General features: G+C 70.9%; 12 protein-coding genes. 9 read left to right on the forward strand and 3 right to left on the reverse strand.

The features are described 5' to 3' along the window. Window positions 1-82: 82 nt before the first annotated feature. Genes ACIA6C_RS03955 through ACIA6C_RS03970 form a run of 4 tightly spaced genes read left to right on the forward strand, consistent with a single transcriptional unit; the run spans window position 83 to window position 5211 of the window. Complete coding sequence (locus ACIA6C_RS03955) at window positions 83-1573, forward strand: pyridoxal phosphate-dependent decarboxylase family protein (protein WP_399272736.1); 1491 nt, start codon at window positions 83-85, stop codon at window positions 1571-1573. Then, window positions 1557-2858 carry a lysine N(6)-hydroxylase/L-ornithine N(5)-oxygenase family protein gene (locus ACIA6C_RS03960; RefSeq protein ID WP_399272737.1) on the forward strand — a complete coding sequence of 434 codons (1302 nt, stop codon included), beginning with the start codon at window positions 1557-1559 and terminating at the stop codon, window positions 2856-2858. The genes ACIA6C_RS03955 and ACIA6C_RS03960 overlap by 17 nt, the downstream gene beginning before the upstream one ends. Further along, window positions 2855-3433 carry a GNAT family N-acetyltransferase gene (locus tag ACIA6C_RS03965; RefSeq protein WP_399272739.1) on the forward strand — a complete coding sequence of 193 codons (579 nt, stop codon included), beginning with the start codon at window positions 2855-2857 and terminating at the stop codon, window positions 3431-3433. The genes ACIA6C_RS03960 and ACIA6C_RS03965 overlap by 4 nt, the downstream gene beginning before the upstream one ends. Then, window positions 3430-5211 carry an IucA/IucC family protein gene (locus ACIA6C_RS03970; protein WP_399272741.1) on the forward strand — a complete coding sequence of 594 codons (1782 nt, stop codon included), beginning with the start codon at window positions 3430-3432 and terminating at the stop codon, window positions 5209-5211. Before ACIA6C_RS03965 ends, ACIA6C_RS03970 begins: the two co-directional genes overlap by 4 nt. A 101-nt stretch (window positions 5212-5312) precedes the next feature. Here ACIA6C_RS03970 and ACIA6C_RS03975 read toward each other — a convergent pair whose 3' ends face one another. After that, the gene (locus ACIA6C_RS03975; protein WP_399272743.1) at window positions 5313-6896 is read right to left on the reverse strand and encodes a beta-N-acetylhexosaminidase; all 1584 of its coding nucleotides are present in this window, start codon (window positions 6894-6896) and stop codon (window positions 5313-5315) included. Between the two features lie 52 nt (window positions 6897-6948). On the opposite strand from ACIA6C_RS03975, the gene ACIA6C_RS03980 reads away from it, so the two are divergent. The 3 genes from ACIA6C_RS03980 (at window position 6949) to glmS (ending at window position 10182) form a co-directional block, all read left to right on the forward strand. Next, window positions 6949-7893, forward strand: coding sequence for a DUF4429 domain-containing protein (locus ACIA6C_RS03980; protein ID WP_399272745.1), 945 nt, complete (start codon window positions 6949-6951; stop codon window positions 7891-7893). 107 nt (window positions 7894-8000) lie between these two features. Continuing rightward, window positions 8001-8276: a hypothetical protein gene (locus tag ACIA6C_RS03985; RefSeq protein ID WP_361136713.1), complete on the forward strand. Its 276-nt coding sequence runs from the start codon at window positions 8001-8003 to the stop codon at window positions 8274-8276. 88 nt (window positions 8277-8364) lie between these two features. After that, complete coding sequence (glmS, locus tag ACIA6C_RS03990; RefSeq protein WP_366081586.1) at window positions 8365-10182, forward strand: glutamine--fructose-6-phosphate transaminase (isomerizing); 1818 nt, start codon at window positions 8365-8367, stop codon at window positions 10180-10182. 59 nt (window positions 10183-10241) lie between these two features. Here the strand turns inward: glmS and ACIA6C_RS03995 are convergent, their stop codons facing one another. Together ACIA6C_RS03995 and ACIA6C_RS04000 are read right to left on the reverse strand one after the other, a co-directional pair. Next, entirely contained in the window at window positions 10242-10811 is a 570-nt protein-coding gene (locus ACIA6C_RS03995) for an acetate uptake transporter (RefSeq protein WP_361136709.1), read from the reverse strand. A 99-nt stretch (window positions 10812-10910) separates the two neighbouring features. Continuing rightward, complete coding sequence (locus ACIA6C_RS04000) at window positions 10911-11441, reverse strand: universal stress protein (RefSeq protein WP_366081584.1); 531 nt, start codon at window positions 11439-11441, stop codon at window positions 10911-10913. Between the two features lie 319 nt (window positions 11442-11760). On the opposite strand from ACIA6C_RS04000, the gene ACIA6C_RS04005 reads away from it, so the two are divergent. Then, entirely contained in the window at window positions 11761-12186 is a 426-nt protein-coding gene (locus tag ACIA6C_RS04005) for a hypothetical protein (protein ID WP_361136705.1), read from the forward strand. A 376-nt stretch (window positions 12187-12562) separates the two neighbouring features. Beyond that, entirely contained in the window at window positions 12563-13729 is a 1167-nt protein-coding gene (locus ACIA6C_RS04010; RefSeq protein ID WP_136214349.1) for a helix-turn-helix domain-containing protein, read from the forward strand. Window positions 13730-13781: the final 52 nt, after the last annotated feature.

Below are 13781 nucleotides of genomic sequence, written 5' to 3' on the forward strand. Positions count from 1 at the left end.
AAAAAATTAGGTTAGGCTAACCTAAGCAAGCAGTTCCGAGCTCTGCCGCCCACCCCCACTGCCCCTGTCCGGAGGAAAGTTGATGCGTTCGCATCTGCTCAATGAGACGACCGCGGACCTCTACCGGCGTTCCGTGACCGAAGGCGTCGACCGCGTCGCCGCCAAGCTGGCCACCACGGAACGACCCCACACCGGTATCTCCGTCGACGAACTCGCCCCGGTCATCAACGGGATCGACCTCGACAAGCCCCTCGAAGACCCCGCCGCCGCCCTCGACGAGCTCGAAGAGGTCTACCTGCGGGACGCGGTGTACTTCCACCACCCCCGCTACCTCGGGCACCTCAACTGCCCCGTCGTCATCCCCGCCGTGCTCGGCGAAGCGGTCCTCTCCGCCGTCAACTCCTCGCTGGACACGTGGGACCAGTCGATCGGCGGCACCCTCATCGAGCGCCGCCTGATCGACTGGACCGCCGGCCGCATCGGCCTGGGCCCGCGCGCCGACGGCGTGTTCACCTCCGGCGGCAGCCAGTCCAACTTCCACGCCCTGCTGCTCGCCCGGGACGAGGCGTGCCGCATCGCCCTCCAGCGGGCCCACGCCGAGGGCCGGGACCTCACCAAAGCCGAACTCCTGCCGCGGCTGCGCATCCTGGCCTCCGAGGCGAGCCACTTCAGCGTCCGCAAGTCCGCCGCCATGCTGGGCATGGGCTACGAGGCCGTCATCTCCGTCCCGGTCGACCTGAGCCGCCGGATGGACACCTCAGCCCTGGCCCTGGAACTGGAGAGCTGCGCCCGCGACGGCCTCGTACCGATGGCCGTCGTCGCCACCGCCGGCACCACCGACTTCGGGTCCGTCGACCCGCTCCCCGAGATCGCCCGCCTGGCCGCCGAGCATTCCACCTGGATGCACGTGGACGCCGCGTACGGCTGCGGACTGCTGGTCTCCCCCACCCGCCGGCACCTCCTCGACGGCATCGAGCACGCCGACTCGGTCACGGTCGACTACCACAAGTCCTTCTTCCAGCCCGTCAGTTCCAGCGCCGTACTGGTCCGCGAACGCGACACCCTCCGGCACGCCACCTACCACGCGGACTACCTCAACCCGCGGCGCATGGCCGAGGAGCGGATCCCGAACCAGGTCGACAAGTCCATCCAGACCACGCGCCGCTTCGACGCCCTCAAGCTCTGGATGACCCTGCGCGTGATGGGCGCCGACGGCATCGGCTCGCTCTTCGACGAGGTCATCGACCTGGCGGCGGCCGGCTGGCAGCTCCTCGACGCCGACCCCCGCTTCGAGGTCGTCGTGCGCCCCACGATCTCCACCCTCGTCTTCCGCTACGTCCCCGGGGGCGGCCTGCGCCCGGACCTGGTCGACGAGGCCAACCTCCACGCCCGCAAGGCCCTGTTCGCCTCCGGCGAGGCCGTCGTCGCGAGCACCAAGGTCGACGGCAGGCAGTACCTCAAGTTCACCCTCCTCAACCCGCAGACCACGACGTCCGACATCTCTGCCGTCCTCGACCTTCTCGCCGTACACGCCGAGCAGTACCTGGGAGCATTCCTTGCCGTCCACTCGTGAACCCCGTGACTTCATCGGCATCGGCCTCGGTCCGTTCAACCTGGGACTCGCCTGCCTGACCGCGCCGATCGACGAGCTCGACGGTCTCTTCATCGAGTCGAAGCCGCACTTCGAGTGGCACGCCGGGATGTTCCTGGACGGCGCGCACCTCCAGACGCCGTTCATGTCGGACCTGGTCACCCTCGCCGACCCGACCTCGCCCTTCTCCTTCCTGAACTACCTCAAGGACAAGGACCGGCTGTACTCCTTCTACATCCGGGAGAACTTCTACCCGCTGCGCGCCGAGTACAACGACTACTGCCGCTGGGCCGCCGACCGCCTCGACAACGTCCTGTACTCGACCTCCGTCACCGAGGTCACCTACGACGAGCGGGCCGGGCTGTACGAGGTCCACACCGACCGCGGCGAAACCCACCTCGCCCGCCGCCTGGTCCTCGGCACCGGCACCCCGCCGTTCGTCCCGGCCGCCTGCGAGGGCCTCGGCGGGGACTTCACCCACAACAGCGCCTACATGGACCGCAAGGCGCAACTCCAGCGGAAGGAGTCGATCACCCTGGTCGGCTCCGGGCAGAGCGCCGCCGAGATCTACTACGACCTCCTCAGCGAGATCGACGTACACGGCTACCGGCTCAACTGGGTCACCCGCTCCCCGCGGTTCTTCCCGCTGGAGTACACGAAGCTGACGCTGGAGATGACGTCCCCCGAGTACGTGGACTACTTCCACGCGCTGCCCGAGGAGACCCGCTACCGGCTGGAGTCGCAGCAGAAGAACCTGTTCAAGGGCATCGACGGCGAGCTGATCAACGCCATCTTCGACCTGCTCTACCAGAAGAAGGCCAGCAGCCCGGGGCCCGTCCCGACCACCCTGCTGACCAACACCTCGCTGAACTCGGCCGCGTACGACACCACGACCGGTACGTACACCCTCGGCCTGCGCCAGGAGGAGCAGGAACGTGACTTCTCCCTCGCCACCGAGGGCCTGGTCCTGGCCACCGGCTACCGCTACACGCTGCCGGAGTTCCTGGCCCCCGTACGTGACCGGCTGCGCTTCGACGGCCACGGCCGGCCCGACGCGGCCCGCAACTACAGCATCGACGTGACGGGCCGCGGGATCTTCCTGCAGAACGGCACCGTCCACAACCACTCCGTCACCTCGCCCGACTTGGGCATGGCCGCGTACCGCAACGCGTACATCATCGGAGAACTCCTCGGCCGCGAGCACTACAAGGTCGAGAAGTCCATCGCGTTCCAGCAGTTCGCCGCCCCGGAAGGCACCCTCGCATGAGCACCACCGAACTCCTCTTCACCCGTACCGATCCGGCCCTCGGCGATTTCGCCCTGCGCCCCCTGGACCCGTTCTCCGACGCGCAGCTGCTGCACGGCTGGGTCACGCACCCCAAAGCGGCCTTCTGGATGATGGGCGACGCCTCCCTGCCGGACGTGGAGCGCGAGTACATGCGGATCGCCGCCGCCGAGCACCACGAGGCCTTCATCGGCCTCCACGACGGCCGCCCCGCCTTCCTGATGGAGAAGTACGACCCGAGCCGGCTGGAGCTGGTCGGCCTGTACGACGCCCGGCCGGGCGACGTCGGCATGCACTTCCTGGTCGCCCCCAGCGACACTCCCGTCCACGGCTTCACCCGCGCGGTCATCACCACCGTCATGGCGGCCCTCTTCGCGGACCCGGCCACCCGGCGCGTGGTGGTCGAGCCGGACGTCCGCAACACCGCCGTGCACGCGCTCAACGAGGCCGTCGGCTTCACGGCGGAAGGCCCGGTGCGCAAGCCGGAGAAGGAAGCACTGCTGAGCTTCTGCACCCGCGAACAGTTCGAAGCGGCCATCCGGGAGGGGTCCATATGAGCCTCGCCGACGCCGTCGCCCACCTCTCCCCCGAGCTGTGGGCGCGCGCCAACCGCGCCCTGGTCCGCAAGGCCCTCGCGGAGTTCTCCCACGAGCGCCTGCTGACCCCGAAGCCGCTCGGCGACCAGCGGTACACGGTCTCCAGCGACGACGGAAGCGTGGAGTACCGGTTCCGCGCCGCCCTGTACGCGCTGGAGCACTGGGCGGTCGACGAGTCCTCGATCACCCGCCACCGGGACGGGGCCGAGCTCCCCCTCGACGCCCTGGACTTCCACATCGAGCTGCGCGAGACCCTCGGCCTGAGCGCGGAGGTCCTGCCGGTGTACCTGGAGGAGATCTCCTCCACCCTGGCGGGCTCCGGGTTCAAGTACACCAAGCCGCAGGTCTCCTCCGCCGTCCTCGCCACGTCCTCCTTCCAGGACATCGAGACGGGCATGACCGAAGGCCACCCCTGCTTCGTGGCGAACAACGGCCGCCTCGGTTTCGGCGTGCACGAGTACCTCGCGTACGCCCCGGAGGCGGCGAGCCCGGTCCGCCTGGTGTGGGTGGCGGCCCGCAAGGACGTCTCCACCTTCACCGCCGGTGCGGGCCTGGACCACGACTCGTTCATGCGCGAGGAGCTGGGCGAGGAGACCGTCGCGGCCTTCGCCGACCGCCTCGTCTCGCTGGGGCTCGACCCGGCGGACTACCACCTCTTCCCCGTCCACCCCTGGCAGTGGTGGAACAAGACGACGGTCACCTTCGCGGCGGAGATCGCGAACCGCCGCCTCGTCCTGCTGGGCGAGGGCTCGGACGACTACCTGGCGCAGCAGTCGATCCGTACGTTCTTCAACACCTGCGCCCCCGAGAAGCACTACGTGAAGACCGCCGTCTCGGTACTCAACATGGGCTTCATGCGGGGCCTGTCGGCGGCGTACATGGAAGCCACCCCGGCGATCAACGACTGGCTCCACCAGCTGATCGGGGCCGACGCCGTCCTGCGGTCGGTGGACTTCTCGATCATCCGCGAGCGGGCGGCGATCGGATACCACCACCGCCAGTACGAGAGCGCGACGGACCGGTACTCGCCGTACCGCAAGATGCTGGCGGCGCTGTGGCGCGAATCGCCGGTCGCCTCGCTGCGGGAGGGCGAGCGCCTGGCCACGATGGCGTCCCTCCTCCACCTCGACTCCGAGGGCAGGTCCTTCGTGGGCGCCCTGATCGAGGAGTCGGGGCTGCCGGCCGAGGAGTGGCTGGCCTCGTACCTGCGCGCCTACCTGGTCCCGCTCCTGCACTGCTTCTACGCGTACGACCTCGCGTACATGCCGCACGGCGAGAACACCATCCTCGTCATCGAAGGCGGCGTGGTGAAGCGGGCGATCTTCAAGGACATCGCCGAGGAGATCGTGGTCATGGACCCGGACGCGGTCCTGCCGCCGGCGGTCGAGCGGATCCGGGCGGACGTCCCGGAGGACATGAAGCTCCTGTCGATCTTCACGGACGTCTTCGACTGCTTCTTCCGCTTCCTGGGCCCGATCCTGGCGGCGGAGGGGATCTGCGAGGAGGAGGCCTTCTGGCGGGCGGTCGCCGACTGCGCCCACGCCTACCAGGAGTCGATGCCGGAGCTGGCGGACCGCTTCGCCCGCTACGACCTCTTCGCGCCGGAGTTCCAGCTGTCCTGCCTGAACCGGCTCCAGCTGCGCAACAACCGGCAGATGGTCGACCTCGCCGACCCGTCGGCGGCCCTCCAGCTGATCGGCAGCCTCAAGAACCCCGTCGCCCCCTTCGCGCGACGGTGAACCGGGCCGGGTGGATGTCGATACGGTCCCTCGACACCCACCCGGCCCCGGGCTTCGTGTCTCTTTTCCCCCCGCCGTCGGCCCCGTTCCGGCCGTGGCCGCTACGGCCAGGGGACGTCGGGAGCGCGGTAGTAGGCGATGTCCTGCGCGTCCAGGCGCGGGCCCTGCGCCGCCAGGCGGCGGCTGTACCCGGCCCAGTTGCGCGCACCCGCCGGGGACCAGCCCAGCTCCGCCAGGCCCAGCATCCGCGGGAAGGCCATGAACTCCCAGTCGGCCCGGGTCCCGATGGTCTCCGTCCACAGCGCGGCCTCGACGCCCAGCACCGCGGACTGCGGGACGCCGGGGAGGAAGGCCCCCGGGTCCCAGTCGTAAGCCCGCTTCACCGGGACGTAGCCCGCCCACGCCAGCCCCGGCTTGGTCGTGGTGTCGTACTTCATGTCCAGGTACAGCCGGTCCGCCGGGGACAGGATCAGCGGGTGGCCCGCCTTCACCACCTCCGCGAGGCGCTCCTTCTCCTTGGCCGGGGTCCCGCCGTGGCCCCAGTACTGGAGCACCGCCCCCGGCGCCGGCCGGGCCGCCGCCAGCTGGTGCCAGGCCACCACCGTCTTGCCGTGGCGGCCCACCACCTCCTGGGCCCGGTCCATGAACTGCGCGTACTGCGCCGCCGGGGTGGAGTGCGCCTCGTCGCCGCCGATGTGCAGGTAGCGGCCGGGCGTCAGCTCGGCGAGTTCGCCGAGCACGTCGTCGACGAACTCGTACGTCCGCTCCTTGCCGACGCACAGCGAGCTGAACCCGACCTTCGTCCCCGTGTACCGCTCCCGCGCCCTGCCGTCGCAGTTCAGTTCCGCGTACGAGGCCAGCGCCGCGTTCACGTGGCCCGGCATGTCGATCTCCGGCACCACGTCCACGTACCGCTCACCCGCGTAAGCCACCAGGTCCCGGTACTCGTCCTTCGTCCAGTGGCCGCCCGGACCGCCGCCCACCTCGCTGCCGCCGCCGTACTCCGCCAGCCTGGGCCAGGACGCGGACTCCAGCCGCCACCCCTGGTCGTCGGTGAGGTGCACGTGCAGCGTGTTCACCTTGTACTGCGCGAGCTGGTCCACGTACCGCTTGACCTGCTCGACCGTGAAGTAGTGACGCGCGACGTCGATCATCGCGCCCCGGTAGGCGAACCGCGGGGCGTCCGTGACCGTCCCGCCCGGCACCGTCCCCGCTCCGCGCACCGGCAGCAGCTGCCGCAGCGTCTGCCCCGCGTGGAACAGCCCGGCGGGGGTCCGGGCGGTGAGCGTGACGCCGTCCGGCCGGGTCTCCAGCCGGTAGCCCTCCGCGCCCAGTCCGGGCGCCCTCGCGTCCAGGCGCAGCCGCACCCCGTCCCCGTTCTCCGCGTCGACCACCGGCAGCCGCAGCCCGCTCGACCCGCGCAGTTGCTCCGCGAGCAGCTCCCCGACCCGGCGGACCTCCTCGGACGGGCCGGAGGTACGGATCACCGTGCCGGCCCCGAAGCGGTAGCCGGCGCCCGCCACCCGTACGGAGGCCGGCGCGGGCAGCAGCCGTTCGTAGGGGGTCAGCGCGGCGGCCGGGCGGCCGTCGGCCGGACCGGCGCCGGCGCCGGGGGCGGCGGCGCAGGACAGGGCGGCGCCGCCGAGGACGAGGAGGGTACCGAGCGCGCGTCGCAGGACTCTCATGCGCCCAGGTATAGGCCACCGGGGCCGTCAACACCGGTGGCAGAATCGCAAGATGGCGGAAATCATCCAGAAGGACGGCACATGGACCTTCGACGGCGACGCCGTGCGCATCGTGCCCGGCCGGGACAAGGACGTCGGCCCGCTGCGCCAGGCCCTCGGGGAACTTTCGGTACCGCTCCGCGCGATCGCCGGGGTCTCCTATGAGCCGGGCCGCAGGTCGGGCCGGCTGCGTCTTCGGCTCCGGGACGGCGCCGACCCGCTGACGCAGGGCACGGGCGGCCGGCTGCCCGACGCCGCCGACCCGTACAAGCTGAGCGTGGAGGCGGCCAGGTCCGCGGTCGCGGAGTACTTCGTGGACGAGGTGCGCCACGCGCTGCTGCTCGACCAGGTCGATCCCGGCCCGGCGGACGCGTACCTGCTGTGCGGGCCGCCGGTGCCGGTCACGGCGGAGGCGGGCGACTCGACGGTGTCCTTCGACGGCGACACGATCACGCTGGACTGGAACTGGACGGCGGAGGACGCCAAGCACTCGGCCGGCCCGAGCCGGTTCCGGGTGGCGGACGTACGGGCGGTGGACTGGGTCCCGGCGAAGGGCCTCTCGAATGGCTGGCTCCGGTTCACTCTGACGGGTGCGCAGGCGGCGCCGGCGCCCAAGTACGACCCGTACGCGGCGGAGCTCTTCGGCTTCGGCAAGAAGGAGCTGCTGACCGCGCTGGTCGCGGCGGCCGTGACCGTACGCCTCCCCCACCCGGCCGGCCACCGCCCGGCCGACCACGGACCGGCCGGACCGCACCTGACCGGGCCCCGCCCGTCCGGGCCGCACCTGACCGGGCCCCACCCGGCCGGAGCGCGCGGGGCCGTCCCGGCCTCGGCCTCCTCGTCCGACCACGACGTGCTCCTGCGTCGGCTGCGCGAGCTCGGCGAGCTGCACAGAGACGGCGTCCTCACGCCCGAGGAGTTCCTGACCGCAAAAGCCGCCATTTTGGGGCATTTCTGACCGAGCCTGACCGGAAGTAGACATTCCCCTGGTCCAGACCAGCCTGATCCTGCCCGTTTTCGGGCAGGATCTTTGCGTTCCAGCCCGCGGACCGTCAGTATCTACGGGTGCTCGACCGCCGCCCGTCGCATGACGACCTCGTCGACCACCTGGTGCGCAGCACCTCGCTGCAGCGAGGCGAAGCCGCCCGGGTGGTGCTCGACGTGCTCGCCTACTTCGACGAGACGACCGAGGCGTTCGTCCGTCGCCGCCACCGCGAACTGCAGTCCGGCGGCTGCGTCAACGCGGAGATCTTCGAACGCATCGCGGCCGAACTGCCGCACCGCGCCGTGGCACCCCCGGAGCTCTCGCTCCGGCAGCTGCGCCGCATCGTCTACGGGTGAAACCACGGCCCCACGGGGCCGGGCGGCCGGCCAGGGGGCCGGCCGGGCAGGAGCACGATCCACCGAACTTCAGGAGGGGCAAGACCGTATGTGCGGAATTGTGGGATACATCGGCAAGCGTGACGTCGCACCGCTGCTGCTGGAGGGGCTCCAGCGCCTGGAGTACCGCGGTTACGACTCCGCGGGCATCGTCGTCAACAGCCCGAAGTCCGCGGCCCTCAAGGTCGTCAAGGCCAAGGGCCGGGTCCGTGAGCTCGAATCCCGCGTGCCCAAGCGGTTCGCCGGCACCACCGGCATCGCCCACACCCGCTGGGCCACCCACGGCGCCCCGAGCGACATCAACTCCCACCCGCACCTCGACGCCGAGAACAAGGTCGCGGTCGTCCACAACGGCATCGTGGACAACGCCTCCGAGCTGCGCGCCAAGCTGGAGGCCGACGGCGTCGTCTTCGTCTCGGAGACCGACACCGAGGTGCTCGTCCACCTGATCGCCCGCTCCCAGGCCGACTCCCTGGAGGAGAAGGTCCGCGAGGCGCTCAAGGTCGTCGAGGGCACCTACGGCATCGCCGTCATGCACGCCGACTTCCCCGACCGGATCGTCGTCGCCCGCAACGGCTCGCCGGTCGTCCTCGGCATCGGCGAGAAGGAGATGTTCGTCGCCTCGGACGTCGCCGCGCTCGTCGCCCACACCCGCCAGATCGTCACCCTGGACGACGGCGAGATGGCCACCCTCAAGGCCGACGACTTCCGCACGTACACCACCTCCGGCACGACGACCACCGCCACGCCCGAGACCGTGGAGTGGGAGGCCGCCTCCTACGACATGGGCGGCCACGACACGTACATGCACAAGGAGATCTCCGAGCAGGCCGAGGCCGTCGACCGCGTGCTGCGCGGCCGCATCGACGACCGCTTCTCCACCGTCCACCTGGGCGGCCTGAACCTGGACCCGCGCGAGGCGCGCGGCATCCGCCGGGTCAAGATCCTGGGCTGCGGCACCTCGTACCACGCGGGCCTGATCGGCGCCGGCCTCATCGAGGGCATGGCGCGCATCCCGGCCGACGCCGAGCCGGCCTCCGAGTTCCGCTACCGCAACGCGGTCGTGGACCCGGACACCCTTTACATCGCGGTCTCGCAGTCGGGTGAGACCTACGACGTCCTCGCGGCCGTGCAGGAGCTCAAGCGCAAGGGCGCCCGCGTCCTCGGCGTGGTCAACGTGGTCGGCTCCGCCATCGCCCGCGAGGCCGACGGCGGCGTGTACGTGCACGCCGGCCCCGAGGTCTGCGTCGTGTCCACCAAGTGCTTCACCAACACGGTCGTGGCGTTCGCGCTGCTCGCCGTGCACCTGGGCCGCATCCGGGACCTGTCGGTGACCGACGGCAAGCGGATCATCGAGGGCCTGCGCAAGCTCCCCGCCCAGATCCAGGAGATCCTGGAGGGCGAGGAGGACATCAAGAAGCTGGCGGCCGAGTACGCCGAGGCCAAGTCGATGATGTTCATCGGCCGGGTGCGCGGCTACCCGGTGGCCCTGGAGGCCTCCCTCAAGCTCAAGGAGATCTCCTACATCCACGCCGAGGCCTACCCCGCCTCCGAGCTCAAGCACGGTCCGCTCGCGCTCATCGAGCCGGCGATGCCGACGGTCGCGATCGTCCCGGACGACGACCTGCTGGACAAGAACCGCGCGGCGCTGGAGGAGATCAAGGCCCGCAGCGGCCGGATCCTCGCGGTCGCCCACCGCGAGCAGGAGAAGGCCGACCACACGATCGTCGTCCCCAAGAACGAGGACGAGCTGGACCCCATCCTGATGGGCATCCCGCTCCAGCTGCTGGCGTACCACACCGCCCTGGCCCTGGGCCGGGACATCGACAAGCCGCGCAACCTGGCGAAGTCGGTCACGGTCGAGTAGGCACACCGCACGAAACGGGCCCCGGGGGACTTCCCCCGGGGCCCGTTCCCGTGCGTCCGCTACCCGGCCGCTACGGCGCCGCGCCGCGAGCCGCGGCCGACCGCCATCGGCCAGTGGGCCAGGGCGGCCGTCGCCCCGTACCAGGCCAGCAGCCCGCCCACCGCCGCCACCCAGCCGGCGACCTTGCCCAGTCCGCCGCTGCCCGCGAAGGAGCCCACCGCGAGGAGCACCAGGGAGAGGGTCAGCAGGCCGTAGACGCCCTGCCCGAACAGTCCGCCGGCCGCCCCCAGCGTCAGGGTGAGGGCCAGCAGGGCGAAGAGGACCAGGAACAGGCCGGCCGCGTGCGCCGACACCTTGGCGTCGGCTCCGCCCGCCCAGGTGAACCAGAAGGCCCCGAGGCCCGCGAACGCGGTCCCGTTGAAGCCGTTGCCGCCGCGGAACTCCAGGAGTCCGAGGACGAAGAGGGCGAGACCGCCCACGTACATCGCGAGGGATACGGAGTCTGCCGCGCTCACGCCGCTGATGATGCCGGTGTGGCCGATACCGAATGCGAGAAGGGTGAGACCCAGGGCTATGTGCCCGAGGGTCGAAGTCGAGGCCGTGCTTCCCGCAGAGACACCATTGTCCACGGCGGGCTCCCTTCGATCTGCAGTTGTTTGCTGCGTCCCAGCAGCATTTATCTACCCCTTACAAGGGGGTTCACAACCGCACAACCGACGAACGGAGTGTTACGGAATGACAACAACGGGTCGCTGTGCCCGCTTGGCCAGGCGCCCCGCCACCGAGCCGAAGATCCGGCCGACGATGCCGTGCGTGGAGCCGACCACGATGGCGTCCGCCGAGTACTCCCGGCCGACCTCCTCCAGCTCGTGGCAGATGTCGCCGCCCCGCTCCACCAGGATCCACGGCACCTCGGTCAGGTAGTCCGCGCAGGCGAGTTCCAGCCCGAGCACTTCCGTGCGGTGGTCCGGGACATCGACGAAGACCGGCGGCTCGCAGCCCGCCCACACGGTGGTGGGCAGCCGGTTGGCCACATGGACGATGATCAGACCGGATCCGGAGCGGCGGGCCATCCCGATGGCGTACGCGAGGGCGCGCTCGCTGGATGTGGAGCCGTCGAAGCCGACCACGACGCCGTGCCGGAAGGCAGGGTCGCACGGCAGGCGCGTCTGTTCCACCGCGCGCAGGTCGGCCGACGCGGGGTCGGCGAGGCGCTTGCGCTTGCGGTCCGCGGGTTCGGAGTATTCGTGACCGGCCATGGGTGTCTCGGCGAAGGGTCCTCGGGGAAGCGACGGGGGAGATTTCGGCGACGCACTGTGACGGAGCTCTGTCCGGGAAGCATCTTCCCAAGCCCTTACCCCTCAGGGTACGGCGACACCCTTGTCCTGCACAGGGCTTGCCGCCCTTGAGGAGCGTCCCAGGGAGCATGCCCGAGGGGCGGCGCGTTGGCAATGGCGACTGTCCCCTACAGCCAGTGACGAGAGCGCGGTGCGCCACCCGTGCGCGCAGTGACCGAGCCCCGCCGCCGCCGTTGGACACGGGTCCGACCGCCCAGGAAGAGCCCGCAGGGAGTACACCGTGCCCGGCCATCCGGATCACCCCGTCCAGCCCGCTCCGCCGACGCAGTCCGCCCGGTCCGCCGGACCGGGACACCGTTTCGCCCCCTCCGCCGTTCACCCGTCCGTGCGCTCCGCGCGGCACTCGCACGACGACCCGGCGGGTGAGGTGGTGCGCTGGGCCGCGTTCAGCTGCCTGCTCGTCCCCGTGGTCCTCGTCGTCTACGGGACGTCCTTCGGCGGGGCCGCCGTCGCGACGCTCGGCCTGGCGGCCGTCACCGCCGCCTGCCGGGTGCTGCTGCGGCACTCGGAGAAGGCGGAGCGGGCCGCGGCCCGGATCCGCTCCGAGGAGGCGTTCCCATCCGCCCACCGCGGCCGGCACTCGCGCAGCGGGGCCGGTTCGCACCGGGGCTGCCACTCCCCCGGACCGCTGTCCCCGCACGACTGACCGGTTCGCACGTACACACCCGGCTGTTTTCAGCCAACTTCCCGGCAGGGTCCGTTCCTTGCCGGAATGTCCCCCCAACCCCCCTACCACCAGCGACGACGGAGCGCCGGTGCGCCGTCGACCCCATGAGTACTGGCCATGGCCGGACCGAGCGCTTCCTGAACGGGTAGCGGAGTGGAACCCTTACTGATCGAATGCTTTTCGCCAAGTTGCCAAGTCGACATAGCGCTGCGTGCTGAACTTGTCACGCCGACACCACGGGACGCAGTAGATTCGATCATGTATTTACGGCGGGGGATCCACGTGCAAGGCCGAGGGGAAACGTGCAGGTGCGACCAGACCAAGGAGTCGCGACACCCAAGGGGGGCTTAGCGCCATGAGCCAGGATTCCACCGCAGTCGTCGCGGACGCGGGCCGGAAGCTCGCGGGGCGTCGCCGCAGGGAGATCGTCGCGGTGCTGCTGTTCAGCGGCGGACCGATCTTCGAGAGTTCAATTCCACTTTCCGTGTTCGGCATCGACCGGCAGGACGCGGGAGTTCCACGCTACCGACTACTCGTGTGCGCAGGTGAGGACGGTCCGCTGCGGACCACCGGCGGACTCGAACTGACCGCGCCGTACGGGCTGGAGGCGATCGCCCGGGCGGGCACGGTCGTCGTTCCGGCCTGGCGGTCCATCACGTCACCGCCGCCGCCGGAGGCGCTCGACGCACTGCGTCTGGCGCACGAGGAGGGGGCCCGGATCGTCGGACTGTGCACGGGAGCCTTCGTGCTCGCCGCCGCCGGTCTGCTCGACGGCCGGCCCGCGACGACGCACTGGATGTACGCGCCGACGCTGGCCAAGCGGTACCCGTCCGTCCACGTCGACCCGCGCGAGCTGTTCGTCGACGACGGCGACGTGCTGACGTCCGCGGGCACCGCGGCCGGAATCGACCTGTGCCTGCACATCGTGCGCACGGACCACGGCAGCGAGGCGGCCGGGGCACTGGCCCGCCGGCTCGTCGTCCCGCCGCGCCGCACCGGTGGCCAGGAACGCTACCTCGACCGGTCGCTGCCGGAGGAGATCGGCGCCGACCCGCTGGCCGAGGTCGTCGCCTGGGCCCTGGAACACCTCCACGAGCAGTTCGACGTGGAGACCCTGGCGGCCCGCGCCTACATGAGCAGGCGCACCTTCGACCGCCGGTTCCGCTCGCTCACCGGCAGCGCGCCGCTCCAGTGGCTGATCACCCAGCGGGTGCTCCAGGCGCAGCGGCTGCTGGAGACCTCCGACTACTCGGTCGACGAGGTCGCCGGGCGCTGCGGGTTCCGTTCACCCGTCGCGCTGCGCGGTCACTTCCGGCGCCAGCTGGGGTCCTCCCCGGCCGCCTACCGCTCCGCCTACCGGGCGCGCCGGCCGCAGGCCGACGTGCCGCACGTGGCCGAGCTCTCCGGTGGCCCGGTGCCGCACCAGCGCACCCCGCAGCGGGCGGCGGCGGCCCTGGCCGCGGCCGGTCCGACGGTCACCGAGCTGTACTCGCCGGGCCGGGTCCTGCGCGAGCACGCGTAGCCCGCAGCGCGGCACGTGACGGAGGTCCCCCACATCGGCGTCCCCGATGTGG

This window comes from Streptomyces sp. NPDC051578, from assembly GCF_044454045.1.
Classification (GTDB): domain Bacteria; phylum Actinomycetota; class Actinomycetes; order Streptomycetales; family Streptomycetaceae; genus Streptomyces.

Coding starts and splice junctions, on each gene's coding strand:
- ACIA6C_RS03970 (WP_399272741.1), top strand. CDS start 3,430: ATGAGCCTCGCCGACGCCGTCGCCCACCTCTCCCCCGAGCTGTGGGCG.
- ACIA6C_RS03975 (WP_399272743.1), bottom strand. CDS start 6,896: ATGAGAGTCCTGCGACGCGCGCTCGGTACCCTCCTCGTCCTCGGCGGC.
- ACIA6C_RS03965 (WP_399272739.1), top strand. CDS start 2,855: ATGAGCACCACCGAACTCCTCTTCACCCGTACCGATCCGGCCCTCGGC.
- ACIA6C_RS03980 (WP_399272745.1), top strand. CDS start 6,949: ATGGCGGAAATCATCCAGAAGGACGGCACATGGACCTTCGACGGCGAC.
- ACIA6C_RS04010 (WP_136214349.1), top strand. CDS start 12,563: ATGAGCCAGGATTCCACCGCAGTCGTCGCGGACGCGGGCCGGAAGCTC.
- ACIA6C_RS03955 (WP_399272736.1), top strand. CDS start 83: ATGCGTTCGCATCTGCTCAATGAGACGACCGCGGACCTCTACCGGCGT.
- ACIA6C_RS04000 (WP_366081584.1), bottom strand. CDS start 11,441: ATGGCCGGTCACGAATACTCCGAACCCGCGGACCGCAAGCGCAAGCGC.
- glmS (WP_366081586.1), top strand. CDS start 8,365: ATGTGCGGAATTGTGGGATACATCGGCAAGCGTGACGTCGCACCGCTG.